We start from the raw sequence: 26,161 nt of genomic DNA on the forward strand, positions 1-26,161 counted from the left end.
ACATGTCTTTTTCTTGATTTAATTGCGATTCATTCAAGAGCTACTTGTCATCTACAGAGTAAATGGATTCCCTTTAGATTAAATGAATAGATCTGTTAAACTCATCTGATTCGAAATAGTCGGATGAGTTTATGCCTATCTTTACGCGCTTATTTAAAGCTTTTTTATTTTTTGCTTTTGGCTTTCTTTCCCTTCCCTGCCCGGCAGCTCTCCCCTCAGATACCCTTTATCTGACTTGGCAGCGAGATCCCACTACGACAATGACCATTCAATGGCTTAGCCAACCCGAAGATAAAACCTCTCTAATTGCTTATAAACCGGAAGGCAGCGTCGAATGGATAGAACAGCAAGGCGCCTGCTTTAAATTCCCGCAAGCTAGGCAATATCTGATCCATCGAGTAGAGCTGACTCAATTAGAGCCGGACACTGACTATCTTTTTAAATTTCCCTCTACTGAAGACATCTATCGCTTCCGAACGATGCCCATCCACCTGCATCGTCCTTTACGCTTCGTGGTGGGAGGGGATATGTATCATGATGGAATGAATCTGGTAATTGAAATGTCCAAGCAGGCGGCTAAAGCCAATCCCTCTTTTGCTTTAGTGGGAGGAGATATTGCCTATGCGGTTGGATCGCTGAATATCCCTTTTCAAAAGATCGAGAGATGGATCGATTGGGTAAAAATGTGGCATCAATACATGGTCACTCCAGAAGGCAGGCTTATTCCCGTTCTGGCTGCAATCGGCAATCATGACTTGTCAGGACAATACGATCAAACCCCCTTGCAAGCGAAAATTTTTAGCTCTTTATTTCCCATGCCCGGAGAGCAAATCTACAATGCGTTGGATTTTGGCTCTTATCTCAGCTTACTTATTTTAGACTCTGGACATGCCAATTCAATTGGGGGCGCTCAGACCAGCTGGCTCCAAGCGGCCCTTGAGTCTAGGCAAAACAGTCTTCACCGCTTTGCCATCTATCACGTCCCCGCTTATCCTTCTGTGCGTTCCTTTGATAATCGCCAAAGTAGCGCTATTCGACGCTTTTGGGTTCCCTTGTTTGAAAGCGAAAATCTGCACGCTGCCTTTGAACATCATGATCACGCCTATAAGCGCACTTTTCCTCTTTTAAAGAATAAAATTCATCCTCAAGGTGTCCTTTATCTGGGGGATGGCGCCTGGGGCGTTGAAAAGGCTCGCCAACTCCGCAGCAATCGCAAACCGTATTATTTAGCCAAATTTGCTTCTACACGCCATGTGATCGTCGTGACCCTTTATTCTAATCAAAGGCATTTCATGTGTTTGGACAATCAAGGGCAAATGATTGATGAATATACACAACCGCTCTTGCTTAAAGACGAGTCGGCCGAAAAGAAAGAGGCCTTACTGATGCCCATGCAAAGCTAAGGATAAAAACTCCTTAGAAAGGGCATTAACTCAGGTTATTAAACCCGCTAATGGCCTAGATTCGCGTTCTTTTCCCTAGGGCGTATCCCTAATCTCAAAGATAGGTCATGAGGGTTTTCATACGCTCCCTTAGAAGAAAATTCTACACCAGGATAAGAAATCAAAAGACAAAGAAAGGCAAGCAGACCATAAGAATAGGCCTGACAAAGCCAAAAAAACCCATGTCTAAATGGGTTTGCCAACCTGATAAAAGACGATGACGGCAGCCCAAGCTGCGACTAGCCAAGTCAAAGAAGCGAACTGGTTCAAATAAGAAGGGATGCCGTCAAATAAGGGATCGTTAAAATACAATGGGCCGCTTGTGCAATCGGCGCTTGCTCTTCTGGGCTCCAGCCCTGCACCTGACGCATCCATACTCCCAAGCCAATCCCAGCGATTGAATCGAGCTGCATAATAGACGATAAACAGCCACGCAGTAATCCGGCACACCAAGCGGATGGCGTTTTGATAGGATGCATAAGAACAAAAAAGCTTGTCCTACTAAAGCAAAGAGGGGAAGTTGCAGCAAATGAAGAGTCAATCACCAATTCGTTTAAGGAAATAACCGATTGAATACGTCTTTTGAAAATCCAGTGGGATGCTTGATCTCTAAAAACATCAATAAAAACCCGATTTTACGCGTTATGCCTGTTATTCTCATTTCTCCCAATAGGAGCGGAAATTTTATTCTTCTAATTTATCTATCTGTTATAGATAAAGTAAAATTTTTATTTAATCATTAAAGAAATACTTTGGGTGTATTAAGCCCCTACTAATCGATAGTTGAGGTTATTTTCTCCTAGGAGGAAAAGAATTTGAATCTAGGCCATGATGAATTCGACAATCGTTCCTTACTCTTAATACGAGGTCATAACAGTGAAAAAGCCCTTTAAGCCATTTTTGATGTTATTCCTGACGATTTTTTTGAGCCTTTTAATCAAAGGAAACGCGCAATTACTTTCTCCCAACATGGGAATTATCATTGTGACCTATCAAACTGATCAGGAGGGAAAACGGCTGGATAGAGTTCGATTTTGGCTGACAAATGAAAGGCAAGAAAGAACCCTTTATCCCAAAAAAGATGAATTTGTAGCCAATAACCACTCAAGCGTAGAGAGAACTGTTGTCATTTCGCATTTACCTGCTGGACGATATGAAATTGAATTTATTGTCCCTAATACGGATCAACTCTTTGAACCGGTTCCCAAGCGAGAAATTCTTCTCACTCCTGGGTCTGTTGCCAAAGTCGATCAAACCATTCATCTTCACCCCGAAGGGCAAGAGAAAAAAGAACTGGCCCTCATTATTACCAACTATCCTTCGCCCCTTGATCCTTTCACACCGCTTCCTCCGCCGCTTCTGACTCCTCGTTTAGCCCCCCTTCCCGCTCCTCCTGCAAATTTTTCGCTTATCATTAATCGGCCTGCTCCGTGGAAGCTCATGAGAGGAGGCCAGATCATTTATGGATCCTCCAGTTCGGTCTCTAATTTAACCGTTCCTCCAGGCTTCGGTTATTATATTATAGCAGAAGATATTCCAGGATATACGCTGTATATGTCTCCGCAAAATCCCATCGATCTTGAGCCCGATCAAAATGCGCGAGTTGAATTATTATATCAAAGAGATACGGGCTATATTGATTTAAATGCGTCTCTTCCCGCTGAGCAAGATAGCCTAACTTTGGTTCTTTCTCCTTCAGACACGCAACAAGCGCCCTTGCAAGTTAATTTAAGAGCCATTAATGGCCGTGTAAACTGGCAAAGCGGGCCTTTGCCAACGGGAGATTATACAGTCTCCTATCAACTCCCAAACAACTTCGTTCCTCTTATCAATCAGCACATCCTTGTAAAAAAAGGGCAGCATGTAGTCTTGGTCCCTCAATTTTCTCAAAAAGGCAATTTGCAGGTATTAACAGATATTTCTCAGGCCATTTTTACCCTGCTGGATGAAAACGGCCAAGAAATTGCGACGGGACAAGGATATAACTACACTTTCCCTAATATAGATCCAGGTTATTATGTTTTGCAATTTTCGAGCACGGACCCTCAAACCTTCAATCCGCCTTCCTCTCAAAAATTATTTATTGCCGCTAATCAAAAAGCCCAAGTAAAAGTCAATTATCTTAAGGCCGGCCGCTTGACTATTAGCAGCAATGTTGATCATTTTACGGTGACTATTCAACCAAAAGAAAGCAAAAAAGAAGCTTTTACGGAAGAGATTAATACCCGCTCGAAATCCCTCTATCTTCCGGAAGGAAAATACCTGATTACTTACGACCCTTTGACAAAAGGGGAAGCTCCCTTAAAACCAATAGAAGTCACCATTAAGACCATTTCTCCTCAAAACATTTTCTTGTCCTATCCTTCCCTGCCTAAAGAAGAGCTTCATTCCACAAAAGATAGACAAGCTGAAAATGGGCAGAGCGGCATTGAAATGACAAGCAATGTCATGAATGGCCAGCTAATATTAGAAAATTTAGACCAACCCGCCGAGAAAAAGCATTTTCAGTTCAAAGGTAAAACTCTTTTTATTCCCTTAGAGCAAAGCGGCCATTTTAAAATAACTTTTGCTTCCCGTCCTAATTATCAAACGCCTGCTCCCCTCACAATCCAACGCGCGGCCGGAGAGCATTCGCAGGTACAAGTGATTTATCAGCCCGAAGAAACCTTTTTAATCGTTCCCGCAGGACCTGCCCTTATCGGAGATCCCTTTGCCGATAACCATCAAAATGAAGATCCTGTCAAAGACATTTCCCTGCCTGCATTCGCCATTGCTGCCTATGAAGTCACAAACTCTCAATATGCCCATTGGCTAACGGATGCGCTTCAAAACCAAAAAATCTCTCTAGATCCTCAGCAGCCCGGACATGTCATGGATCTGGAAGGCAGTCTTTTATGTCGAACAATGGAAGGCAATCCTCTTTCTCAAATTCAAATCAATGGGAATACTTTCAGCCCCATTCCCGGTAAGGAAAACTATCCCGTGATTGAAGTCACGTGGTATGGAGCCAATGCCTATTGCCGCGACAAAGGCTACCGGTTGCCCACTGAGGCCGAATGGGAAAAAGCAGCCGGAATGGCCTTTCCAACAGAAAAGGGTCATCTGAAACGCTTCAAATATGGATTTGGACAAGATACAATCGATCGCTCTTGGGCCAATTACAAAACCACTGACACTCCCTTTAGAGCAACCCAAGTTCTGACTACTCCCGTGGGCTTCTATAATGGCATTCACGTCTTGCCTTTAACAGCCCAGGATCGCACACAAGTGCGGACCCATAATGCCAAAAGTTCAATAGGCGCCTATGACATGAGCGGCAACGTATGGGAATGGGTGGCAAGCTGGGACTATTTAGATAAGTCAGACACACACAAAGTCGCTAAAGGCGGCTGCTATGATAGTTTGGCCGATGGCGTCCGCGTCTCTGAGCGGCTGTCTCTTCCGCTTGAATATGCGGATATTTACACCGGATTTCGCCCAGCAAAAACCATTGAAAATCAAGAAGATGCAAATTAAATGTCCAGGCTCCTTCCCCTCGCTTCAAATGAGCCGTTCCCATTTTCTTCTTCGCATGAAAAAATTTTTATTTAATTTAATAATTAAATAATAAATAAAACTTAAACAAAATTTACTATTAATATAATTAAATGTTACAATTTAATTATAAGATTATAGTTTTTTTGTTTAGGAGTTTTCATGATAGATGGAAAATTGCCCCCTATTAATCCCGTTATACCAAATGGTCCGAGCGAACCAATTGCCCTTACAGGCAATAAAGCCTCTCCTTCCCATCTTCCTGATTCGCTGCCTTTTCCCTCGCTTTCTTCGACGATGACGGCAACGGAGTTAGCGGAAAAAACGAAAACTTTAGAAGACCGATTAGTGGAAGAGCTGGATGCTGTATTAGAGCAGAAGGAAGTGCGCATTAATGATGAATTATCGGATCTCAATCAAGCGGTCAAAGACCAAAAAATTATAAAAGGCATCCTGGACATTGAAAAATGGGCCTATGAATATGCGGATATGACCAAAGATGCCGTGAAGGAAGGAATAGGATTTTTAAAAACTGTTCTGCCGAAGGAAGTATTGGAGGGATCGCCCAAAGAAACATTGGAAGAAATTAGCCAAATACTGACCTTAAGCGGAGCCTTTTTAAATGCCTTAGATACAGGAGCTAGTGGAGTATCCTTGATTTTGAAGGCGAGAATTTTGAAAAAATCAAGAACAGTTCTATCCAATTTAAAAACCCGCTACAAGCAGCAAACGCCCACGTTTGACCCGGAAATGGCCATCAAATTTAAAGCCTGGGAGGCGCATTTAAAGCAAGCAGAAAAACAGCTTCCCCGCAAGGAATTAAAAAAGCTTGAAAAAGCTTTAAAAGAATTGGATATCCAAATCAAGTTGGAAGAAAAGCATCTTCCGGCGCAGCAAGCCAAGTTCGGTATAAAGGTGACAAAAAATGCTTTATCTTCGATTAAAATAGCTCTGCGCTTGCTACCCTTGAGCGAAATAGCCATGATCGTCAAACCGATTACAGAGGGAATTTCTTGTGCGACAACAGCTCTGTCAATTGCATTAGCCAGCTTTCATTTACATCGCTCGATTAAAAATACCTTCACCCATAGAAATTGGGTAAAAAACTATCAGGAATGGAAGCAAAAGCATCAACCGGTGGTTGATAAGACGCAGGCTTCCGAACCTCCCTCTTCTCCTTTAACGCCTCAAGCCTCTCTGTCAGCCTCTGACATAGAGAAGATGCCTTGGACAAGCAATAAAACTTATGAAGAAGGCTTTTTCCGCCTTATTCATAAATACAGAACAATCGAAGAGATTCGCACTAAACTGAAAGATTTTGGAATTGAGCTTGACTCGAGCATTGAGAGCACAACCCAGCTAGTAGAAAAATTGCATACGGATTCGAATTTTAAGCGCTCCCTAGTCACGCCTTTTGCCGATTTTCAGCGTGTGCTCGAGCGATTCGACTACCTAATTGAGCATAGCCAAAACCTGCTAGTTAAACGCCAGACACAAACGGAAAAGAAAATCTTTTTGCTTAGACCCCATTCCAAGGAAATTATTCCCAAAATCCAGGCTTTAAAGAAAAAGCAATTTGATTCTCTCCTCGCTCAATTTAGAAAAGAGGCAAAGCAAACCGATCCCGTCGTTTCTGTCCAAGAGTTACAAAGCCAAGCCGCTGCCTTAGGCCTTCCTTTTAATATTGAACACTTTCGAGATCGATCTCACTTGGTTAATGCCTTTGATAATTTGCTCAAGATGAAATCCAACGAACTATTTGAAACATGGATGGGAGCGCATCCTCCGGATAGCCTTTTGCGTTTTTATGTCGACCATCAATCCACCATTGAAATAACAACCAAGAATGCATTAAAGCAAATGGTGGATAAAAAGCATGAGGTAGAAGGCAAATTTTTAAAATTTAGATCGATTGAGTCCACGGCTCTCTTTACAGCCACTTTGATCACAGGCGCTCTAAGCATAGCCTTAGCTATTGTCGGCTTGGTCACAACACCTGTAGCAGGAGCCGGCTTTATCCTTCTTGGACTCTCTATCGGCTCTGCAGCCCTAAGCTTGGGCTTTTTTGCGGCTAGCCAATATTATAATTATCGTCAAAAACCGGCTGTGACAGCTTTGGCCCTTAAAGGGGTAAATACCTCTTTAATTTTCGCCAATCTACGCGCCTCTATCCAGGATTTTTTCCATACTTCGAAAAAGAGAAAATTGCAGGAAACTGCCCATATTCTGCAAAAACTCCATCAAGCTAACAAAAACAAGAAAAGTCCTGAATACCAAAAGGCCTTGGAAAAATACGAAGCTGCCAAAATGGCCTTTGCCATTAGCCTTTCTAAAGTCGACATGTGGAATCAAAAAGTAAGGAATTTGCAAAAACAAATTAAACAAGCTGAGTGGCAAGACTTTGCTAGACAGGCTTCTTTAAAGGTCAATGAAGACTCCAATGCCTTTGATAGCTTGCAAGCATTTAATGAAGCTCTGCAGCAAGCGGATTTTAGCCTATTAAGCCCTGAAACCAAAACCTTACTTGAATCTCAGCTGGGCTTAGATATAGAAGCTCTACAAGAGGCTATTTCAAAAGATCCGGAAGCTGTAAAAAAAGCTTTGCACAAATTTTTCACTTTAGGTGATTCTGCTTTTATTAGTTTTCTTGAATATCAAAAAGAACGTATTAAAGCTGGAATGGCGGCGCAAGATTAAAAGGCTTTCTCTGCGAGGAGGTATTAAAACCGCTAATGACCTATATTTGAGGTTATTATGGCTTTTAATACGCCTTCTAGGAGCGTGTCTTTTATTTTAGATTCATTTGAACAACTATTGTGCATATATCCTAAGGATTTTTATGATTTTAGAACCTATTCAATCTCTGTTAAAACAAGCAAATTTCGATTGCTCTTTGGCCCCAGCGACCGAGAAGGCTCCAATGGATCGCCTTCTTGTTTTTCTCGGATTCGACTATAAGCAAAGAGAAAGAATAGTAGAAATCATAGCCCGCGAACAACAGTTTGATCAGGCCTTTAAGAAAACAGCGGCTCCCGATCATTACTTCCTTATCCAATTCCAGATTCAACTTCCCTTTGAAGTCCAAGAATTGGCTTCAAATCAAGTCGCCAGTCTTATTCTATTTCTTAATCAACTTCTTGATTGGCCCGGTTTTGAATTAAATGAATTAAATAATCGGGTGTCCTATCGCTATGTTTGGCTAATCAAGCAAACCGCCCTAGATGAATATCTGATTACCAACATTATAGGGAATCTAATGCTTTGCCTAGATATGTTTACGGAAACAATTGAGCATATTGCCACTAGCCAAGCAACATTTAATGAATTGCTAGAACAAATTCTTCAATTTAGTTCCCAAATTCGTCCTGCTCCGCCAGCTTAAAGCGTCCTGTTCTTTTTCTCTAGCCCCCATCCGATAGCGAGCAATTATTCCTTCCCTCTTGCCCGCTGTCTGATATCGGTTTCCTAGTTGATAGGGGGGTTAATCCCCTCTTCCAGCCCTTTCCTCATTCTTTATTTTAAAACCTAAGGCCTTGTTAATAACAAGCCCTAACAATTCCTTGTTTTTCTTATTAGATTTAACATTAGTTGAAGTTTTGATAATTTTTTATTTCTATTTTTTTTGATTTTTGCTAATATTTAAATCTTGTATTCTTTATAAAATCTTTATTTATTGTTAAAGGCATCTTTATGTCCACTCCTCTCGTGATCTCCCCTCTTGATCCTCCTTCCGGAGATATTCCCGCTTGGGATTTTGGTTTAAATTCAGCATCCCCTGCAACGATGGAGTCTTTTGATCACATTGGCGACAAAAATGATTTGGACATTAATGCCCTTGACTTCCTCTATCTTCCTCCTTCCCTTCCCACTTTGCCTGCTTTATCTACGGATTTAGCCTCTAACTATTCCATTCGGTCTTATCCTACTCTTTCGCAAGCCCAGACCGCCGAAAAGCAAGCAAATTCCGAAAAGCCAGCAAGTAAAGTTGAAGAGAAAGACGCTCCTGTTGACGATTCTGCCTATGAAGAAGATTATATCCAGCGTTTAGAGAATTTAGAGAAGATTTTTGACAAGATTGTAAAAGATACGGACAAGCACTTAGCCGGTTATAAAGACTTGTGGATGCATGTTAAAAATGCTTACCATTTTAAGGAAGAATTAATGGGCTTCTTAAAAGAAGTGATCTCTTCCGATACATGCGATCACATTAGCGATAATATAGACAATATTTATGATCCTCTTAAGGTTTTTAAGCCTTTGGGTGCGGCGGCTTTGAATGCTGTTAAATACGTGGCGCTTCAGCAAGCGCGCAAAGAGTTGGATCACATCCAAAAAGGCATTCAAAAGCAGAGCAAGCACTATAAACTTAAAAATATTCAAAGGCGGCTTGAGCGCTTATCGAATCGCATCAAAGAAGAACAGCAAGAAGCCATCAACGATAGTACAGAGCAGGGAGCCAAGGTAATTGGAAACCACTTTATTGCAGCCCAATTAGCTAAGTATGCGGGTTTATCGCAAAATAAGGTTCTCAAGGGATGCAAAATTGCAGCTGATGTCGGAAAAGAAATCAAAGACATCCGCAAAATTTGGCAAGGCTACAAATATCAAGGAGAGTGGCAATATCATTTAGCTCCTCGGCTTCGCATTAATGAAGGATTGGATCTAACTGCCAAGGAAAAGATTAAAAACGAGCTGGAAGCTTTTCTTCTATCCTTGAATAACGCTCAAACCATTGAAGACGTAAAGAAAATCTTGGAAGATATCCGGATTGATCTGGACGTTCCTAGTGATATTGAAGAATGGAAGGAATGGCTGCAGCATGACAGGATGCAAGATTATTTATTGCGCTCCTATCAATATCGGAAGGGGATCGTCTATTTTGCTAATCAAGACGATATCCAGGCCTTGTTAATAAAAAGGCAACAATTTACTTCCAAGATTTTGATCTTCAATCAAGAAAAGATTGAACTTTTCGCTGCCCAAAGCGTTGATTTAAGCTTCGAAGAGATCCAAAGGTGGTTGGCTCAAGAGCATATTCATTTAAAAGAAATAGAAGGCGCACCTCAGACCAAAGACGAGTGGATCCAGCGCATTCAACAAGAAGATTTCATTGTCGTGTTGGCCAAGCAAAGGGCCGCTTATCAGGAAACAGTGGCTAGATTGGCCGAACAAGGTTTGCGGGCCGGTCTATTAAAGAAAATTTCTTTAGAGCGGAAACTTTTGACCTTTAGAGGTATTGAATCAATTTTAAACATTGCTTTGGCTTGCATCAGAATTGCTTTTTATCTTCCAGGATTGGGAGGAGATTTAGAGAAGTACCTTATTAACTTGTTGGTCGATAAACTTCCTATTCCCGGACTCGGATTAGTGACCATTTTATGCTGCGATCGCGACCTGACGTTAGATAATTTGTTTATGATGGCCATTCACCATTGTGTAGGCTATTACTATAAGCCCAATGAATACAGCTTAGAGGGCTATAAGATTAACGCCAAAATGCAATATTCACGCTTAATGGCTCAGCTTTATCTATGTGTCAATCTCTTAAAAAGAATGCTTCTATGGATCCGCATCCGCATTGTAGAGAACTTTATCCTGCGAAGACAAAATCGCTCGATCGAAACAGATAGCCAATATCAGGACTTAAAACAGCGCCTCAATCAGTATAATTTAGAATATAGAGCGAAAATGATGCAATGGGAAGCGCAAATAGAAAAGCTAAAGCTCGCAGATCTGCAGCTTTTGCTTCAGCCCAACCCTGTTAAAATCATAGCTTCTAATGGGGAGGAAGAGGACTTTGAACCGCTAAAGAATCTAGTCGCTGCCTTAGACTCATCCGATTTCGATTGTTTCCCGCAAGACATCCTGGACACCTTTAAAGAACATGCTGGCCTTGATTTAACGGAGGAAAACAAATCAAAAACGGAAGCAAGCTTGAAAAGCTTATTTTTGAAAGCCGAGCTTTCCTTAAGCAAGTCCTATCTTGCCAACAGAATCGCTTTCTTAAAATCAGGCCAACTCGCTTAATTACATTTCAGCTTATCGACTCCTTTCTTTTGCTCAGTAAAAGAAAGGAGTTAAACCATCCCATCTAAGCAACGCTAAATTAATTCCCAAAATCGTTTCATCCCATTCAGACAAAAGTCATAATCACAGCAACTCAAAAAATTGAGAGCTGTTTAGAACCAAAGATTGAAATGTTTCAAGCATAGATAGACGGAACGGGAGAATCTCCCTCTGCCTGTCCCACACAATTTAACTGTTTGATAAAAAACTGAACGGCAAAAACAGGCAGAAAGAATATTTTTTGAATAAGGCAAGCCACTCATTTTAGCCTTTGCCGGCTCTTGCGACTTGGATTGGCCACTTATCAGGTCTTATTAACCTGAGTTTGGAGTTTTTTTGCCCTTTGGATTGATGTGAAAGCGCTTGCCATTTATTCATCTCAGAGGCTTTGACACAGTCGAAAGAGCAAAAAAACTCCAAATCCAGGTTATTAAAGCATAATACCCTAATTTGAGATGATTTTCTCCAAGGAGAAGACACTCAAACCAGGCCATAAGCTATTTCAAACACCCATCTTTTATTGATCTTCGGCGATAAGCTCGACTTTCTTTCCGCTATCTTCTTCCGGCAAAAGATCCGTAATGGCTGCTTTAAAAAATTCCAATTTCGCTCCATCGTACATTTTGAGGATGACCGTTTGATCCCCCACACGTACAACTGTTCCAATGATTCCCATTGCAACAACGCGATCCCCTTTTTTGAGCGTATTACGCTGCTCTTCTAAAGCTTTGCGTCTTTTTTGTTCTGGACGCCATAAAATGACGTAAAAAAATAGAAAGGCTATTCCAATCATGACCAGAGTTTGCCAAAAGCTCTGATCAGCTGGAGGAGGGGTATCCCCTTCAGCAAATAATCGCCCGCTTGCCAATACCGTTAAAGTGGTTAATAGCATATATAATTTTGCTTTCATTATTTTCCTCATTAACAATTAAATGGTTTAATCAGTCCGTTCAAGTGCGACTCTTTAGCCATTCCTTCAAAAAGTTTGAAAAAACGATTTCAAACTCAACAAGCCAATGCTCTGCCTCATGAGCTCTCATACCAGCTCTAATAGGAAAACTTAGGTGGCAGAGCATCAGCTTTAAAGACTATTCTCAGCTAAATAGAGTTTATGAATAAGCACTGTTAGAGACGGCTATCGAATAAGCTTATATTGCTCACTATAAACTAGAGATCTTTTAAGTCGAACTCTTCCTCTTCTTATTCGTCTTTTTGTGAACAAATAATATAATTAAATAGGATAAATTTCACAGATCCTTTGATAGAACTTTTGCAGCTCATCTTGGCAAATAGCTTGCCTCAAGTGCTGCATGAAATCAAGATAAAATGCCAAATTTTGTAAAGAAACCAAGGTCAATCCGGTTATTTCCCCTACATTTAAAAGATGATGGATATAGGCTTTGCTATACTGAGAATTCTCTCCCTTTAATTCCGCATCTAATGGGTCAAAATCTCTAGCATAGCGTCCCCCTTTGATGGGAATTTTTCCCGACCAAGTAAAAGCTGTTCCATGACGAGCGGCTCTTGTCGGCATAACGCAATCGAATAAATCTACGCCTCTCATGACGGCTTCAATAATATTTCGAGGGGTGCCGACTCCCATTAAATAGCGAGGCTTGTCAATTGGCAAAAAGAGCTCTGCTGCTTCGATCATGGCATTTCTTATTTCGGCGGGCACGCCGACGGATAATCCTCCGATAGCGAACCCTTCAAAAGGAAGCCGGCTTAACTGATGGGCAGCCTCCTGCCTTAGCGCCGCATAAGCTTGCCCGTGGATAATGGCAAATAAACCTTGATGCGGCTGAAGAGGACAATCCCGACATTGCTTGGCCCATCGATAAGATCTTTCAACAGCTTTTAACGCCTCTTCATAAGAACTCGGATAAGGCAAACAGGCATCCAATGTCATGACAATATCCCCTCCCATCACTTTTTGCGCTTCCATGCTTTCTCGCGGTCCAAGCGTGTAGCGGGTCCCATCAATATGAGATTGAAAAAGAAGCCCTTCATCAATTGCGCGATTAAGATGAGAAAGAGAAGCGACCTGAAATCCGCCCGAATCGGTCAAGATGGGCTTTGGCCAGCGCATGAATGCATGCAAGCCTCCTGCTTTTTGAATAAGGGCAAGCCCTGGCCTTAGCATGATATGATAGGCATTTACGACGAGAATTGGAGCCTCGAGATCTAGTAAATGCCGTTGGGTGAGCGTTTTAACGGAGCCTCGCGTCCCAACTGGCATAAAAGCCGGCGTTTCAATGCTTCCATGCGCCGTTTCAATTAATCCCAAGCGGGCCCTGGATGTCCCATCCTTCTTAAGAAGATTAAAGCAAAAAGAAGACATGCCTATACACAAGTAAATTTACTTGTATATATAAGACATCAACGTGTTAAGACAATAATATTTTCTACGTGAACGGTTTGCGGAAACTGGTCGACAGGCTGGACTTCTTTCAGCCGATAGCCGCCTGCCAGCAAGTCACCTAAATTAGCGGCTTGGGTCGCAGGATTGCAAGAAACGTAAATAAGCTTAGGAGCCTGCAGTTCTAATAAATGCTGAATAGCTCTTGGATCCAAACCTACTCGCGGAGGATCGACCAAAACAATATCCGGACGCTGCTTCTTCTCTTGCAATAGAGCAGCTAATGAATGCCCAACATCACCAGACCGAACTGTCATATTGCTCAGACCGTTTGTTTTGATATTCTCCCGGGCATCCAAAACAGACTCTGGGTTCAGCTCAATGCCGATGACTTCTTTTGCCCACTTAGCGCAGCAAACCCCCAGCGTTCCCGTTCCACAATAAAGATCGTAAACCAGCGAATCAGGGGAAAGATCTGCCATTTTCAACGCACAATTATATAATTGTTCAGCTTGCCGCGTATTTGGCTGAAAGAAGGCAGAAGGGCTAACGCGAAATTGCAAAGCATGCGATTGATCGTTCAATTGTAAGTGGATGATTTCCCGAATATGATCCGGACCATAAAGCAACATTTCATAAAAGCTGGTCGGTCTCCCCTTACCAATTTGCTGAATGCGCAAGAAAATGGAAAGCCTTTGACTCGAGTCGGCCGGTTCAATGGCTTGGCGTAAAACGGCAACAAAACTCTCTAAATGGCGTTTTTGTAAAGCAAAGCTTGGATTGCCAGACACCGTCAGCATGATTAAACGATCGCCCGTTCGTTGGCCTTCCCGAATGGTCAACGTTCGCAAAGATCCCGTATCGCGTCCTGCATGATAAGCATCCAATCCGGACTCTTCCCACCATTGTCTAACCGCCTTGACCGCCTCGACAAACCAAGGGTTGACCAAATGGCATTCTTGCATTTCAAAAACATGCCCCCTTGTGCCATATAGAATCAATCCCAAATAGCGATTTTGAGCTTTATCGCTAGAAAAAGTCAGCTCCATTTTATTGCGGTATTGCCAAGGAGGCGAACAAGGGAGTATGGGATTCCATTTTACTCCCTCATGCAGATAAGGCTTAAGATAAGTCTTGATCCACGCTTCTTTTTGCTGCAATTGGCGTTCATAGGGGAATTGCTGCCAACGGCAGCCTCCGCATTTTCCAAAGTGAATGCAACGCGGTTCGATGCGATCGGAAGAAGGAACCTTGATCTCTTCCAAAAAGCTTTGATAAATCCCCTTTCGCCGCTTTAGCAAATTAGCGACCACTTGATCTCCCGGAATTGAAAAGGGCACTTCCACTTCCGTCAACCGCCCATCCTGCATTGCATAGGATCCGATCCCATGACCTTCTTTTGAGAATTCTTGAATGGATAGATCCGCAAGGCGTAATTTGTGGCGAGATGACATGAGACAGCTGCTTTTAAATTAAAGTTTAGAAAATTGGCTTATTGCTAGCTATGATAATGGATTAACAAACAATCTTTCAATATTAAAAGGCGGGTAGAATTTAACGGAAAGAGAGAGGGGATAACGATCTGATGGGAAAAGGGAGGAATTTTCCTCCCTTAGCTTGTAAGTCAGCCTGATTCTATCTGGCAACTCTTCTTGTTGGAAGCTTAGCTGTTGCGCGCTTTACAGACATTTGACGAGCTCTGAAGCTTGTGCTTGCCTTAGCAGACTTTGCTTTTGGCTTTGCTTTAACAGCTGCAGATGACTTTGATTTAGAAGCTGCGCCGGCTTTTGATTTAGCACCGCCAGCAGATTTAGCTTTTGAAGCTCCAGCAGACGCTGAAGATTTTCCTTTAGAAGAAGCTGCACCAGAAGCGGATCTGGCTGGTTTCTTTTGGCCTTTATTCTTCTTTTCAGATGAAATAGACTCTTTACGGAATAACTTTGCGATTTTTTCTAATTTAACAGTTCCTGTACGAACGCGTTGAGAAGCTGCTTTGTTACCATTTTCAGATTTTTCAAGATCTTGTGTAATGTTAGCTAAAAGTTCTCTCATTTGTTTAAAAGTGTCTTTTAATGACATGCCTAGAACTCCTCCTATTTAGAGTTATATATATTGACGATTAACTGAATATTAACTTTGGATATATTGTGCAACATTTTTCTTACAGTTTTTGAATTTTCATGCATTTTTTAGCAAAAATGCGCTTTTCTTGAATGTCCCATTAGAGATTGTCGTCGCATTCATAATGGCCTAGATTCAAATTACATTGAATAGATAGGGCCTGCTTAAAATACCTTTTCAAATGGATAGGGATTCAAAAGCAGACAAAATTTAGGACCGCTCTCATTTATCTAAGGACTTATTTCATATTAGGAAAAATAATTGTGCTGCGTATACGTAAAAAACCGTTTAAGGATGGATTCTTTTTTTATTAAGAGATAGGCAAAAGCCAGCTTAGTTTAATGGAAAATCAAGAAGAACGGCTTGAGCAATTAGAAGTAGTGAAAATTTGTCCCTCTTTTGCTAGACTAGCTAGCGCCCTATCAAATGAGCTTTGTCATCCTGATCGCATCAAAGTGCCAATGAATTAACTATGGGGGACTCTCGCAGTGGTCCAAACGGCAAAATTGATGCCATTAAGGGCATAGGTTCGTAATGGGCTTGATCATGAGGATTTATGCAAGCTTGGAAAGTCGCTCTTTATTTCTTTCTCGGAACGGTATTTTTAAACGCAACCGAGGAAGAAAATGTATTCCAATGGGGCGAAAGCCTAGCCAGCGAAGGGTTATATTTAGATGCTTTGGCTTGCTATCAGCAAGCCAGTTCTCAAACAGGCCAAGAAGACTCCCATTTGCACCTGCTTCTCTTACGCCAAGCCTTGTGCTATTTAGAGCTCAACCGTCCTCAAGAAGCTTTATCGACTCTCAAAGAAGCTGGCAATCCCCCCTCCTCTCCTGAGCAACTGTACTTAACCGCTGTGGCCTACCGGCAATTAGGCGATTATGCCCAAGCGTTAAAAGCTTTGGAGGCTTTGCCATCTTCTTTTGCGGCTCAAGCAAGCGAAGTGGAGTTGGAAAAAGGGGTCGCTTTATTTAATCTGCAAAGGCTAACTGAGGCCCAGTCTTATTTAGAATCTATCTCTTGGCAAGCAGAGAAACCCCACTTGTACGCCTTATCACGTCTATACCTTATCAGGATGTTTCTTCTTCAAGAAAACCACAAATCTGCGCAAACCCATCTTTCCTTGTTAGATGAAAAATTGCCGGAATCCCATTCATTGCATTATGAAAAGCATGAATTGGCAGGAAGGCTTTTCTTTGCCAAGGGAGAATATGAACAAGCCGCCTCTTCCTTTGAAAAAGCTCTGCCCCCTTTTCCTTGTTCTCATTGCAAATGGAAAAAGCCAACCCTTGTTTACTTAATTACGAGTTATTTGAAATGGGCGGAACAAAATTTTATCTTGCGCAAACCTTTAGACGCTATTTTTTCAAAGGCTTACTTAGCTTTGGAAGAGCTTTTGGCTGATTCTAAAGAGGAAGCGTCGTATCTTTTGCTCACTGATTTTTATTTAACACAAGCCCGCTTCCAGCAAGATAAAAATGCTTATCGGCACATTCAAGATTTAATAGCCCGCTCGCTTTTTCAGACACCGCATGGGCGCTGCCAAGCTCAGCTCAAATGTGCTGCTGCTGCTCCATCCTATCAAGAGCGAGTCCGCCTTTATGAGCAGCTGATAAACGCGATGCCGGCCGACTCTGTCCTTCAAGGCGAAATTTGGTATCATAAAGGATTAAATGACTTTGAAGAAGGCCTCGCTCTTCAGAAAGACCCCCTGCTTTTACAGTCATCCGAGCATTTACTTGAACAAGCCAGCGAGGCCTTAGCCCATGCTCATCAACTTTTTCTTCTGCATACCCCCGCCCAAGCAGCCCTTGCTTTAAAATTGCAAAGCCTTGCTTATTTTCACCAGCCTAGCGATCAGAAAAAAAAGCAATCTTTAGAACGCCTGCAAAAGCTTCTTCTTCCGCCTCTGCAGCAGACACTTAAAGAACCAGAAGAAGCCTATGCATTGATTGGACTGGTAGCCGCTGAAATTAATTCTCTAGACGAAGATGCCCTCCAGCAAACCGAAAATGTTTTAAAAGAAGGCCTAACGCTTGCTTCCGCGTCAGTTTGGAAAGAGCGTCTTTTGAAGATAATGGGAAAATTCTATTTGCAGCATCAACACTGGACGCAAGCTCGCGTCCTCTTCGATCAATTCCTACAAGATTATCCGCATTCTTTAGACAGCAGCGAGGTGCTCTACTGGCGAGCCGAATGCGCAGGGAAATTGGGCGATTTGGCGCAAAGAAAAAATGATCTGCAACAAATCTACTTAAATGACCCGCAAAGTCCCTTTGCCCCTTCGGCTTACTTTCATTTTTATTCGTATCGAGACTATATGCGCGGACACCGCAGAGCCATTAAACATTTGCAGGCTATGCCCGCTTTATTCAAAAACCACCCTCTTTTAATCAGTGCATATTATTTGATCGGACTTGATTGCATGAAAGACCACTTGTCTGAAGAAGGCTCTCTCTTGCGCAGCAAAAATGAAATAGCCGCCATCGATGCCTTTCAACTGGCCGAATCCACTTTCGACGAGCTGGCAGAGAAAAACGAGGTTCCCCCTGATTCGCTTGCTTATTTCATGCAGGTGCGCTACCTCTCCATGTTAGAGAGAGCGCAAGCAAATCTGGCGATCGCAGAGGCGTCCCAAGGAGGAAAAAAGCAAATTTATCTGGACTATGCAGAAGGCGTGTTCCAAGACCTGCAACGGGTCTTTCATTCCCCCTCTCCCTTGGTTGACGCTTGCCTTATAAAACAAGAAGCTTATCCCAAAATTCTGGAAGAGAGCGAATTCTGGCTTGCCTGCTGCTATCTGAAACATCAAAAGCGCGAAGAAGCAAATGCCCTGTTCAACCACATGCTTGATCACTATCGCCAAGCACATATCCAACACGGCTATCTGCTCTCACGCGTTTGGTATGAAAAGGGAATGGTCGCCCAGCAGCAAAAAGACTATGCTTTGGCTTTACAACATTTATTTGAAGCGGAGAAGGCTGCTGAGGCTAAGCCTTTTTTAAGTCCAGACCAAAAGCTAGATCTTTGGATCCAACAGGCATTATGCTATAAAGAGCTTAAACAATGGGACGAAGCCATGCGCCTTTTATCAAAGGCTGTCAATGACGAAGCGCTTTCGAGCCAGCGCGTTAAAGCCATGTATCTCCGCGCCGAAATCTATGCCCTTGAAGGACGCCCCGAGTTGGCCCTCAAGCAATTAGAAGCGACTTCTAAAAAGGGCGGTGAATGGGGTAAAAAAGCAAAAACGGAATTGGAACAAAATTATGGATTGTAATTATCTTTTAGATATCTCTTTCTTAGCTGACCTCTTTCATTATGGGACCAACTGGAACATTATCTTATTTATTATCATTGTATGCTCGATCATCAGTTTTACCATTTTTATTGAACGCCTGATGCAATTGCATAAATCGGAAATTGATACCAATCAATTCATTATTGCTATACGCAAGACCATTAAGGACGGCAATATTATTGAAGCGGTTCATTTTTGTGAAAAAACAGGCGGAACAATTGCCAATATTATCAAAGCAGGCTTGATCAAGCATAACCGCGGAAAAGAACAAATTGAGTCGGCGATGGAAGTAGCAGGCTTGGTAGAAATTGCCCGTTTAGAGAAAAATGCCAAAATCCTCTCTATCATTGCCCATATTGCGCCCTTAATCGGACTGCTGGGAACAGTCCTGGGATTTATCCAAGCCTTTGCCGAAATGCGGCTCAGCGGCCTGGTCGATATTTCAGCTACACGCATCGGAGAGGCTATGGAATATGCCCTTGTCACAACTGCTGCCGGACTAGTCGTTGCCATTCCTTCTGTCATTGCTTATAATTATATTGTAAGCCGGGTTGAAGGGTTTATTTTAGAAATTCAAACGACATCGGCCGAAATTGTCGATCTATTGCTTGATCGCGCAGAGGAGTTTTAATGAAGTTTCAAATGCGCTTGAAACCCTCTACGTCTCTAATTGACCTGACTCCTCTGGTCGATGTTATTTTTTTAATGCTGATCTTTTTTATCGTGACGTCTGATATTCTTCCCCTTAAATCCCTTCATATTGAAAGTCCCAAACTGACGAAAGATTCGGCCCCCCTAACAACCCAGCTCCTGCTCGTCATGGACGCCCAGCATGTCATGTATTTGGGATCGAAGAAAGCCATTGTCGATTTTAGTTCTTTAAAAGACCATTTAGAAAAGGAGATTAAATCCTTGACCCAACAAAATGGTGGCCATAGCCCGACTGTCGTTCTCAGCGTCGACCGTCGTGTCGAATATGGCTTGTTTCTCAAGCTGTTTGCCATTGCGCAGGAATGCTGCCCCCATCTGAGGCTAGTCTATCAACCGCTAGAGAGCGGCCAAGAGCCTTTGGAAGAATCTTTCTAGAGGACATTCATATGCTGAAATTAGAAAAAAGTTCTCCACACGATTCTATCGATGTTTGCTTAAGAGAGCGCGAAGGATTATTTAATTTATTGTTTGTAAAAGCTTTGGCCTTAGCCCTGCTTGTCCATGTGGGAGCTTTTCTGCTTTTTCACATTCAACCTTTTAAACTCATCTCTACCTTTGTTTTTCCTCCTGTGCATGTTCAAATGGAGCCATCTCCTCTTTTATCCGCCCCCCTTCTACTTCAACAAACAAACGAAGAAGCCTTCGATTTCTCGCCCCCACCTCTTTTGCTGCCCCGCGATCCGCTCCTATCCTCCTTTCCCTCTCAACAAGCCCTTGATTTGCCAAACGCGCCCCCCTCTTCCTTTGCTGCCTTAGAGCAGCATTATTGGCCCTCTTTAATGAGTCCCCCCCCCGTTGTAAAAAAACCGGTGATGCGACTTTTTGTATCCGGCGACTTAGCTGCCCATTCTCTTCTCTACCAGAGCCCCCTTTTGAAAAAAGAAATAGAAACACCCCCTCTACTCCCCCTTTATGCCACTTACCAAGTCCGCGTAGAAAAAGAACAAGGTACCATTTTTTGGTATGATCGCCTTCAAAGCAGCGGTGATCCAGCGTTCGATCGCTTAGCCGAACACGTTCTCCTCGATTTGCAATTTGAAACAGACTTTACAGCCCCTATCTTAACGGGCATGCTTCATTTTATCTTTTAGAGGATTTCTCAAACTCAGGTTATCCAGATTATGATGGGTTTTAATATGCCCTTTCAAAGACTGATATCGCATTCATTTAAAATTTATTTAAACCCGAAATCAAACAATTAATAATTAATTTTAATTAATACACAAACTCCATTTTCCAATAAAACCAATTCAAATTATTAAAAATTGATGAAAATCAGCTAATAAATTACAATAAACTATTTACTTTTTAAATTTATTCTAATTAATAGGCCAAGCATGTCATTTGTTCCCAGAAATGAATCGATTCTCTCGACTTCAAGCTTTAATAGCGATTTCCTTTCCCCTTCTCCTCAAACAACGAATAACGAAGGGCGAAATTGGTATTACCAACATGTCGTTCATACTGATCGTTGGTGGCGCGTTAGCCGAGCTGTTCAGGCTATAGCTTGGACTGTTTTTACTTTTGGCATCGCTTTGTTTTTTGAATCTGTGCGTACCTTATGGTTCCAGGCATGGACAGGGAAAGAGCGTATTAAAGTTTACGAGGATGACTCCGAGATAGATCTGGCTAGTTATCTGTCATACCCAATGCTGCCGCCTACTCTTCCCTTAGATCTCTCAGATGCGTTTAATCCAACGCCTCCTCCGTCCCAGTCCACAGGTATTGTTCCGTTGCCAATTCTTCCCACTTCTCCTTCCCTTCCGCCTTCGGATGAACCTCCCTCCTCTTCGGATACCTCTCCCCCTGTTCCTATGCGCCCACCTTATCCTGCCGGCACATTTCCCGACTTATCCGCTCTTGCTTTGAAAACGCTCTTGCAAAATCCACCATCCTCTCAAGCCTGTTCAATCCCCGCGCTTGAAAGCCATAAGTTCCTGGAGATTGCATTGAAAGAAAAGCTGATTGCAGAAGATACGCCGTTAGCCCTATTCCAGCAGGCGGAAGAACTGGATCTTGGCCTTTTCCAGTTTCCTATCCCTAAGGCTTTTTTGGATAAAATTTTAGCCCATCTGCCGAATTTGAAATCTATTACTCTGCCTTGCCCGCCCATGCTCAGCAGATTTTCGACAACAAGCGAGTTGCCAGTAGAGCAATTGGGATCGCCGCTCAATCTATTTGATGCCTTCCGCTATCTGTTAGCCTATCATCCTGATCGGCTTAACCTCAAGACAGACAAGATTGAAGATAGCATTCAACTATTGGGCCGCTTAAATAAAGAGGAAAGCTTTAACTTCTTTCACGTGCTTCTTAGGCAATTCGACAAAGAAACAATAAAGAATTGGCTTAATGAAGGCATAAGCTATGCGCATAAGTTTGAAACAGGATCTAGGCAAGCCTTTGATAATCTTCTTTCTATTTTCAATAACATGGATCAAGCGCAATTGCTGGCCTATTCGTCCGTCTTAGTCGACTATCCGGAAGATTACCTTCGCATGCGCAATGATTTCTTTTCCTCTTTATCTCTTGAGCGCTTTGAAAAACTAGTGGACGATTCAAATACCAGTGATTTGCTTAGCTTGCTAATAAAGGGATTGCGGTATAGCGAGGAAAAAGCGAGACAAGCACGAACGCTTTTAATCGTATCGAAATTATTAGCGCTCAATCCCACTGATGGAATGCTCTTCTTCCAATTATTCGAATCGTACAATTCACGCAGCATTTTGCTCAATAGTCTTAAAGATAGACCGGATCAATGGAAGTTATTGAGTGAACAAATCCGCTCTATAGCTGATGAAGACAAGCGTTTCTCATGCCTTCTGTCTCTTTTGAGAAGCGTAAGCAATCTGCCAGCCGAAGACCGTTTGCCTTATATTTCTTTGACATGTGGATCCTCGCATGACCTAGATCTGGTTACCGCCAAATTATCTAAAGAAAGGGGAAAATTTGAACAAGTATTAGTCGATTTGACCGTCTATCAAACTTTACAGGTCTTAAATCATTCAAATTTAAATGAAAAAAAATCTAATCTTTTACGTGTCTTAGGTAATTTTTATATTCATGATGCCGGGGAACAGGAAGCCTATGCTTCGCATCCTGCCCTTGTTTGCGACAAAGAACATATTCCCCTCTTGCTGAGCTGTTTTGCCCTAAATGGCCGCTCCCAAGTATTAGGGGAAGGGTGGATGAGAAAGATTCTGGCAAGCGATGATATAGACTATATACGGGCGAATTTTGCTTCTTTTTGGCCTTTAGAGAGAAGCTTTCACACTTATCTGCCTGGATGCTTAGCCGCTATCCTTTCCGCTATTGACTCAAAAGAAAAATTACAAGCCGCTTTGGAGACTCTTCCCGAGTCTTTAGATATGAATTTGCGAAAAGAATACCTGCAAGCTTTACTAAAAGAAGTCTATTATTTCGATTTTGGCATTCCTCGCACTTATAAGGTCACTGTTTCTGCTAGGGAAATCTCCGAAGTCCTGCTCAATCAAACGGGAGCCAATAAAGACGCGCTTCATCAATTGGGCTTGCTCTTTTAAAGCCCAGGCTCTCTAGAAGAGTTTAGCGTTTATATGCCTAGGCGTATTGCCGATTAGCCAATGGCCCGGATTCGAAATGATTTTCTCGAAAAGAAAGACAATCATTCGAAGACGGATTCATGGCTAAATCGCGCACGCCTAAGAGGCATCTCCGCTTTAGGCAGATAAACTCTATTGGCCATTTTCCATTTGCGAGAGCTTTTAGGTGAAAGCGATAAGAAATAGCGTTTATTCGACTTAAAATCCTTTTCAGTCAAATAAAATTCTAACTTGCGATAAACTGGCTTTTTTCCACAAATTGATGTGCCATGATTGAATTGACCTTTAACACAGCCCTTATGCTTTATTTAAGCTTAGCCCTGCTCATTGTTCTTGGAGTCTGGGTCTATTCTCATTATCGCACGCGAAGGCGCACCATTCTTTCTTGCGAACAAGATTTATTTGTGTGCGAATATTGCCATTACGCCTACTTAGAAGAAAGCATAAAGCAGCTGAATCGTTGCCCGCAATGCGGCTTATACAATAAGCATAATCAATATCAAACTCTTCGCAAGAAATCCCTTTAACTACTCTTTTATGAGACTATTCCCAAATAAAATTTGTTTATTTTTAATTTAAATTTTAAATCAAACAACTATTTAAAAACTAAAAAAAACAAAATTAAATCCGGTTTGTTTATAATTAATATTATACAAAACAAACTATATTTATCATCAACATTAGAAGATCTAACCTAAATTTTGTTTTTATTCTTGACTGGATCTCCAACAGAGCTTTGCTCAAGCAAAAACAAAACTCCCGGTTAAGATGATCTCTAAAGGAGGGAATATGGTCGATCGACTTTCCGATCAAGGTCCTATTGAAAATTATTCATTTTCACCCGGACAATCTTCCCTTCCGGCTCAAGCAAAGAAGGCAGGAGATGGCAGGAAATACTTAGTTGTCAATTCAGAATCAAAGCAAATTGGATGGACGCGCAAATCAAAAATGGCTTCTTCGGCTAAGGACGTTCGTCAATTTGTTTTGGATCATCAGGAGTCTCTCTCTTCTGAGGAATTAAGAATAATTGCAGAGCATTCTAAATCTAAAGTTCATCAAATGAAAAATGCTAATATCTTATCTCGTCTATTTCAAAAAATTTCCAACTCAATAGAGCGTTTTACCAAGCATTTTTTCATTCCTCAAGAAAAAGAAGAGGCTATTCACAATCAAATTATTGAAAAAGCCTCAACCGGAGCTTTACAAAAGGATGTGCGCGCCCAATTTGAACAAACATTTTTAAAAGCGCTTAATACAGCGTCCGTTCAAACTAAATTTGCCTCTATAAAGTATTTAAAATCCGCCCTTTTAGAACTCCAACATTCCTCGCAAAATTTGGATCAGGCAATCACAGAGACAGAACAACATATAGCAAAGCGGGAAGAAGAATTAAAGGCAACCCCTGATGCTAGTAAGCAAAATGCCCTTAATTATCTAAAATCGGAATTGGAAACGCTTAAATTAAGACAAGAAGAATTAAATCAAGCGACAAAAGAAACAGCAAAAGACATTGGACAGCGCCAAAAGGACTTACAGAAGACGCTAAATCCCATCCGAGAGCAGTTTATGGAAGAAAGGGAAACGGATGGAGAATTTACCAAGAAAAATAAAGCTTATATAAGAGAAAAATATAGTGAGATCGCTAATTTTAAAAGCCTAGTTTTTAATGAAGAAATGGATATTCATGTGGTCAAAGCAGAAGAATTAAAGGGAGAATCCCTTAAAGGCAAAACCATCCTGACAGATCGCGTAATGGATAATAAGAGAAGCTTATTTAGACGCGATCCAAGTGAATCTTCGGTCCGCAAAGAAGTGGCAGCTCAACTCGGAGAAGACATCCTGCCTGAAATAATAGAAGAAGGGCCTGAAGCTGGGCAGATTAAACATACATATAATAAATATACAGCTACTTTAGAAGATTTAAATAAATTAGACCGCCCTAAAATAAGGGATTTAGAGTATGCAGGGTTTAATGAGCTCGAGCAACTATTTAGGGATAACAAGGTGTCGATAGGGTTTAAAGGAAAGCATATTCAATTTATTACAGCTGAACTGACTCACTTTTTATCTAATGCCAACATTGATCCCGATGGTTCTAATATTCCCCAGCTTAAAGAAGAGTTTATCCAAATTATAAGAGACAAGGCCATTTATCGTGAATCTTTTACTAAAGAGGAATTTGCTGATATAAGCAAAGATCTAAATGAAAGCGGAAGCAATTTGAGCAAACTCAAAGCGGCTATTACAGATGGAACATGGAAGGAGGGGGAAGAACGCGAGTTTATTGAAGACAATATTCCGCTATCCTCTCTTGATGGGGCGCTTGCCTGTATCGGTCAATTATTTGATAAGCCGCAATTTTCCGAATTTTTGCAAAAAATTGCTTAAAAACCTGAATTTGGAGTTTTTGCCCTTTGAATGGATAGGAAAGCGCATGTAGACAAAAATGGCAGGAGGATCCCTATTTAAAAATAGGGACCGTCTTGCTAGTTTTCACTTCCGCAGCTTTGATGCTGTCGAAAGAGCAAAAAAAACTCCAAGCTCAGGTTAAAAAGATTTACCCTCATCCAAAGAGGTATGGCTTTCCTCCTTAACTAAAAAAATAAACGCCAGCGAATGCAGACAGCGCAGGGAAGGAATGAACAAAAGCTGTATCCCTCTCGCTTCGGTTATCGCATAAAACGCAGAGAAAAAAGAGAACGGATTTTTAAGGAATTGAGTACCCAGTCTTTTTCTCTGAGCCGTTGCAGGGCAAGAACGGGAAGGCCAGGAAAATTGCAAATCAAAAAATTTAAAGGCTAAAAACCAAGAAAATTGCAAATCGGTTGCAGGCAAAAAAAAGGCCTTAAAGCGGATGCTTTAAGGCCATGAAAGAAAAAGCTTGGCGGCGACCTACTCTCCCACACTCTTGTGTGCAGTACCATTGGCGATGAAAGGCTTGACTTCTGAGTTCGGGATGGGATCAGGTATTTCCCTTTCTCTAATGCCACCAAGCGAAAAAGTTTAAATGAATCGTAAATCTCGTTAATTCACGTGTAAAAATCAGCGCTTG

17 protein-coding genes and 1 rRNA gene are annotated in these 26,161 nt (G+C 41.8%); 12 read left to right on the forward strand and 6 right to left on the reverse strand.

Annotated elements, in window-relative coordinates; genetic code table 11:
* Positions 1-131 precede the first annotated feature (131 nt).
* Positions 132-1,403 (forward strand): purple acid phosphatase family protein, encoded by a 1,272-nt coding sequence (locus BN3769_RS07400; protein WP_068469109.1) that lies wholly within the window; start codon positions 132-134, stop codon positions 1,401-1,403.
* A gap of 305 nt (positions 1,404-1,708) precedes the next feature.
* Here BN3769_RS07400 and BN3769_RS14715 read toward each other — a convergent pair whose 3' ends face one another.
* Complete coding sequence (locus BN3769_RS14715; RefSeq protein ID WP_154017853.1) at positions 1,709-1,921, reverse strand: hypothetical protein; 213 nt, start codon at positions 1,919-1,921, stop codon at positions 1,709-1,711.
* A 397-nt stretch (positions 1,922-2,318) separates the two neighbouring features.
* On the opposite strand from BN3769_RS14715, the gene BN3769_RS07410 reads away from it, so the two are divergent.
* The 4 genes from BN3769_RS07410 (at position 2,319) to BN3769_RS07425 (ending at position 11,003) form a co-directional block, all read left to right on the forward strand.
* Entirely contained in the window at positions 2,319-4,958 is a 2,640-nt protein-coding gene (locus tag BN3769_RS07410) for an SUMF1/EgtB/PvdO family nonheme iron enzyme (RefSeq protein ID WP_154017854.1), read from the forward strand.
* Between the two features lie 180 nt (positions 4,959-5,138).
* Positions 5,139-7,673, forward strand: a complete 2,535-nt coding sequence (locus BN3769_RS07415; protein ID WP_068469114.1) for a hypothetical protein — start codon at positions 5,139-5,141, stop codon at positions 7,671-7,673.
* Positions 7,674-7,896: 223 nt separating this feature from the next.
* Complete coding sequence (locus tag BN3769_RS07420) at positions 7,897-8,358, forward strand: type III secretion system chaperone family protein (RefSeq protein ID WP_154017855.1); 462 nt, start codon at positions 7,897-7,899, stop codon at positions 8,356-8,358.
* 308 nt (positions 8,359-8,666) lie between these two features.
* The gene (locus BN3769_RS07425; protein ID WP_068469119.1) at positions 8,667-11,003 is read left to right on the forward strand and encodes a hypothetical protein; all 2,337 of its coding nucleotides are present in this window, start codon (positions 8,667-8,669) and stop codon (positions 11,001-11,003) included.
* A gap of 556 nt (positions 11,004-11,559) precedes the next feature.
* Here the strand turns inward: BN3769_RS07425 and yajC are convergent.
* The 4 genes from yajC to hctA form a co-directional block, all read right to left on the reverse strand.
* The gene (gene yajC, locus BN3769_RS07430; RefSeq protein ID WP_068469121.1) at positions 11,560-11,952 is read right to left on the reverse strand and encodes a preprotein translocase subunit YajC; all 393 of its coding nucleotides are present in this window, start codon (positions 11,950-11,952) and stop codon (positions 11,560-11,562) included.
* Between the two features lie 321 nt (positions 11,953-12,273).
* A complete protein-coding gene (gene tgt / locus BN3769_RS07435; protein WP_068469123.1) occupies positions 12,274-13,383 on the reverse strand; it encodes a tRNA guanosine(34) transglycosylase Tgt in 1,110 nt (369 codons plus the stop codon).
* Between the two features lie 38 nt (positions 13,384-13,421).
* Complete coding sequence (rlmD, locus tag BN3769_RS07440) at positions 13,422-14,855, reverse strand: 23S rRNA (uracil(1939)-C(5))-methyltransferase RlmD (protein WP_068469125.1); 1,434 nt, start codon at positions 14,853-14,855, stop codon at positions 13,422-13,424.
* A gap of 181 nt (positions 14,856-15,036) precedes the next feature.
* On the reverse strand, positions 15,037-15,480 hold the full coding sequence (gene hctA, locus BN3769_RS07445; protein ID WP_068469127.1) for a histone H1-like protein HctA: 444 nt from the start codon (positions 15,478-15,480) through the stop codon (positions 15,037-15,039).
* Between the two features lie 598 nt (positions 15,481-16,078).
* Between hctA and BN3769_RS07450 the strand changes: the two genes are divergently transcribed.
* The 7 genes from BN3769_RS07450 to BN3769_RS07480 all read left to right on the forward strand — a co-directional run bounded on the left by BN3769_RS07450 (position 16,079) and on the right by BN3769_RS07480 (position 25,497).
* Complete coding sequence (locus tag BN3769_RS07450; protein WP_068469129.1) at positions 16,079-18,799, forward strand: tetratricopeptide repeat protein; 2,721 nt, start codon at positions 16,079-16,081, stop codon at positions 18,797-18,799.
* Positions 18,789-19,451, forward strand: a complete 663-nt coding sequence (locus BN3769_RS07455; RefSeq protein ID WP_068469131.1) for a MotA/TolQ/ExbB proton channel family protein — start codon at positions 18,789-18,791, stop codon at positions 19,449-19,451. The genes BN3769_RS07450 and BN3769_RS07455 overlap by 11 nt, the downstream gene beginning before the upstream one ends.
* Positions 19,451-19,906 carry an ExbD/TolR family protein gene (locus BN3769_RS07460; protein ID WP_068469133.1) on the forward strand — a complete coding sequence of 152 codons (456 nt, stop codon included), beginning with the start codon at positions 19,451-19,453 and terminating at the stop codon, positions 19,904-19,906. The genes BN3769_RS07455 and BN3769_RS07460 overlap by 1 nt, the downstream gene beginning before the upstream one ends.
* Positions 19,907-19,917: 11 nt before the next feature.
* The gene (locus tag BN3769_RS07465; protein ID WP_068469135.1) at positions 19,918-20,622 is read left to right on the forward strand and encodes a hypothetical protein; all 705 of its coding nucleotides are present in this window, start codon (positions 19,918-19,920) and stop codon (positions 20,620-20,622) included.
* 246 nt (positions 20,623-20,868) lie between these two features.
* Positions 20,869-23,070: a hypothetical protein gene (locus BN3769_RS07470; protein ID WP_068469137.1), complete on the forward strand. Its 2,202-nt coding sequence runs from the start codon at positions 20,869-20,871 to the stop codon at positions 23,068-23,070.
* A gap of 308 nt (positions 23,071-23,378) precedes the next feature.
* Positions 23,379-23,636, forward strand: a complete 258-nt coding sequence (locus tag BN3769_RS07475; RefSeq protein ID WP_068469139.1) for a hypothetical protein — start codon at positions 23,379-23,381, stop codon at positions 23,634-23,636.
* Positions 23,637-23,898: 262 nt separating this feature from the next.
* Complete coding sequence (locus tag BN3769_RS07480) at positions 23,899-25,497, forward strand: coiled-coil domain-containing protein (RefSeq protein WP_068469141.1); 1,599 nt, start codon at positions 23,899-23,901, stop codon at positions 25,495-25,497.
* Between the two features lie 491 nt (positions 25,498-25,988).
* Here the strand turns inward: BN3769_RS07480 and rrf are convergent.
* A 5S ribosomal RNA gene (gene rrf, locus BN3769_RS07490) occupies positions 25,989-26,103 on the reverse strand.
* Between the last annotated feature and the right edge of the window lie 58 nt (positions 26,104-26,161).

This window comes from Candidatus Protochlamydia phocaeensis (assembly GCF_001545115.1).
GTDB lineage: Bacteria > Chlamydiota > Chlamydiia > Chlamydiales > Parachlamydiaceae > Protochlamydia_A > Protochlamydia_A phocaeensis.

Coding starts and splice junctions, on each gene's coding strand:
- BN3769_RS07400 (WP_068469109.1), top strand. CDS start 132: ATGCCTATCTTTACGCGCTTATTTAAAGCTTTTTTATTTTTTGCTTTT.
- BN3769_RS14715 (WP_154017853.1), bottom strand. CDS start 1,921: ATGCATCCTATCAAAACGCCATCCGCTTGGTGTGCCGGATTACTGCGT.
- BN3769_RS07415 (WP_068469114.1), top strand. CDS start 5,139: ATGATAGATGGAAAATTGCCCCCTATTAATCCCGTTATACCAAATGGT.
- BN3769_RS07420 (WP_154017855.1), top strand. CDS start 7,897: ATGGATCGCCTTCTTGTTTTTCTCGGATTCGACTATAAGCAAAGAGAA.
- BN3769_RS07425 (WP_068469119.1), top strand. CDS start 8,667: ATGTCCACTCCTCTCGTGATCTCCCCTCTTGATCCTCCTTCCGGAGAT.
- yajC (WP_068469121.1), bottom strand. CDS start 11,952: ATGAAAGCAAAATTATATATGCTATTAACCACTTTAACGGTATTGGCA.
- tgt (WP_068469123.1), bottom strand. CDS start 13,383: ATGTCTTCTTTTTGCTTTAATCTTCTTAAGAAGGATGGGACATCCAGG.
- rlmD (WP_068469125.1), bottom strand. CDS start 14,855: ATGTCATCTCGCCACAAATTACGCCTTGCGGATCTATCCATTCAAGAA.
- hctA (WP_068469127.1), bottom strand. CDS start 15,480: ATGTCATTAAAAGACACTTTTAAACAAATGAGAGAACTTTTAGCTAAC.
- BN3769_RS07450 (WP_068469129.1), top strand. CDS start 16,079: ATGCAAGCTTGGAAAGTCGCTCTTTATTTCTTTCTCGGAACGGTATTT.
- BN3769_RS07455 (WP_068469131.1), top strand. CDS start 18,789: ATGGATTGTAATTATCTTTTAGATATCTCTTTCTTAGCTGACCTCTTT.
- BN3769_RS07460 (WP_068469133.1), top strand. CDS start 19,451: ATGAAGTTTCAAATGCGCTTGAAACCCTCTACGTCTCTAATTGACCTG.
- BN3769_RS07465 (WP_068469135.1), top strand. CDS start 19,918: ATGCTGAAATTAGAAAAAAGTTCTCCACACGATTCTATCGATGTTTGC.
- BN3769_RS07470 (WP_068469137.1), top strand. CDS start 20,869: ATGTCATTTGTTCCCAGAAATGAATCGATTCTCTCGACTTCAAGCTTT.
- BN3769_RS07475 (WP_068469139.1), top strand. CDS start 23,379: ATGATTGAATTGACCTTTAACACAGCCCTTATGCTTTATTTAAGCTTA.
- BN3769_RS07480 (WP_068469141.1), top strand. CDS start 23,899: ATGGTCGATCGACTTTCCGATCAAGGTCCTATTGAAAATTATTCATTT.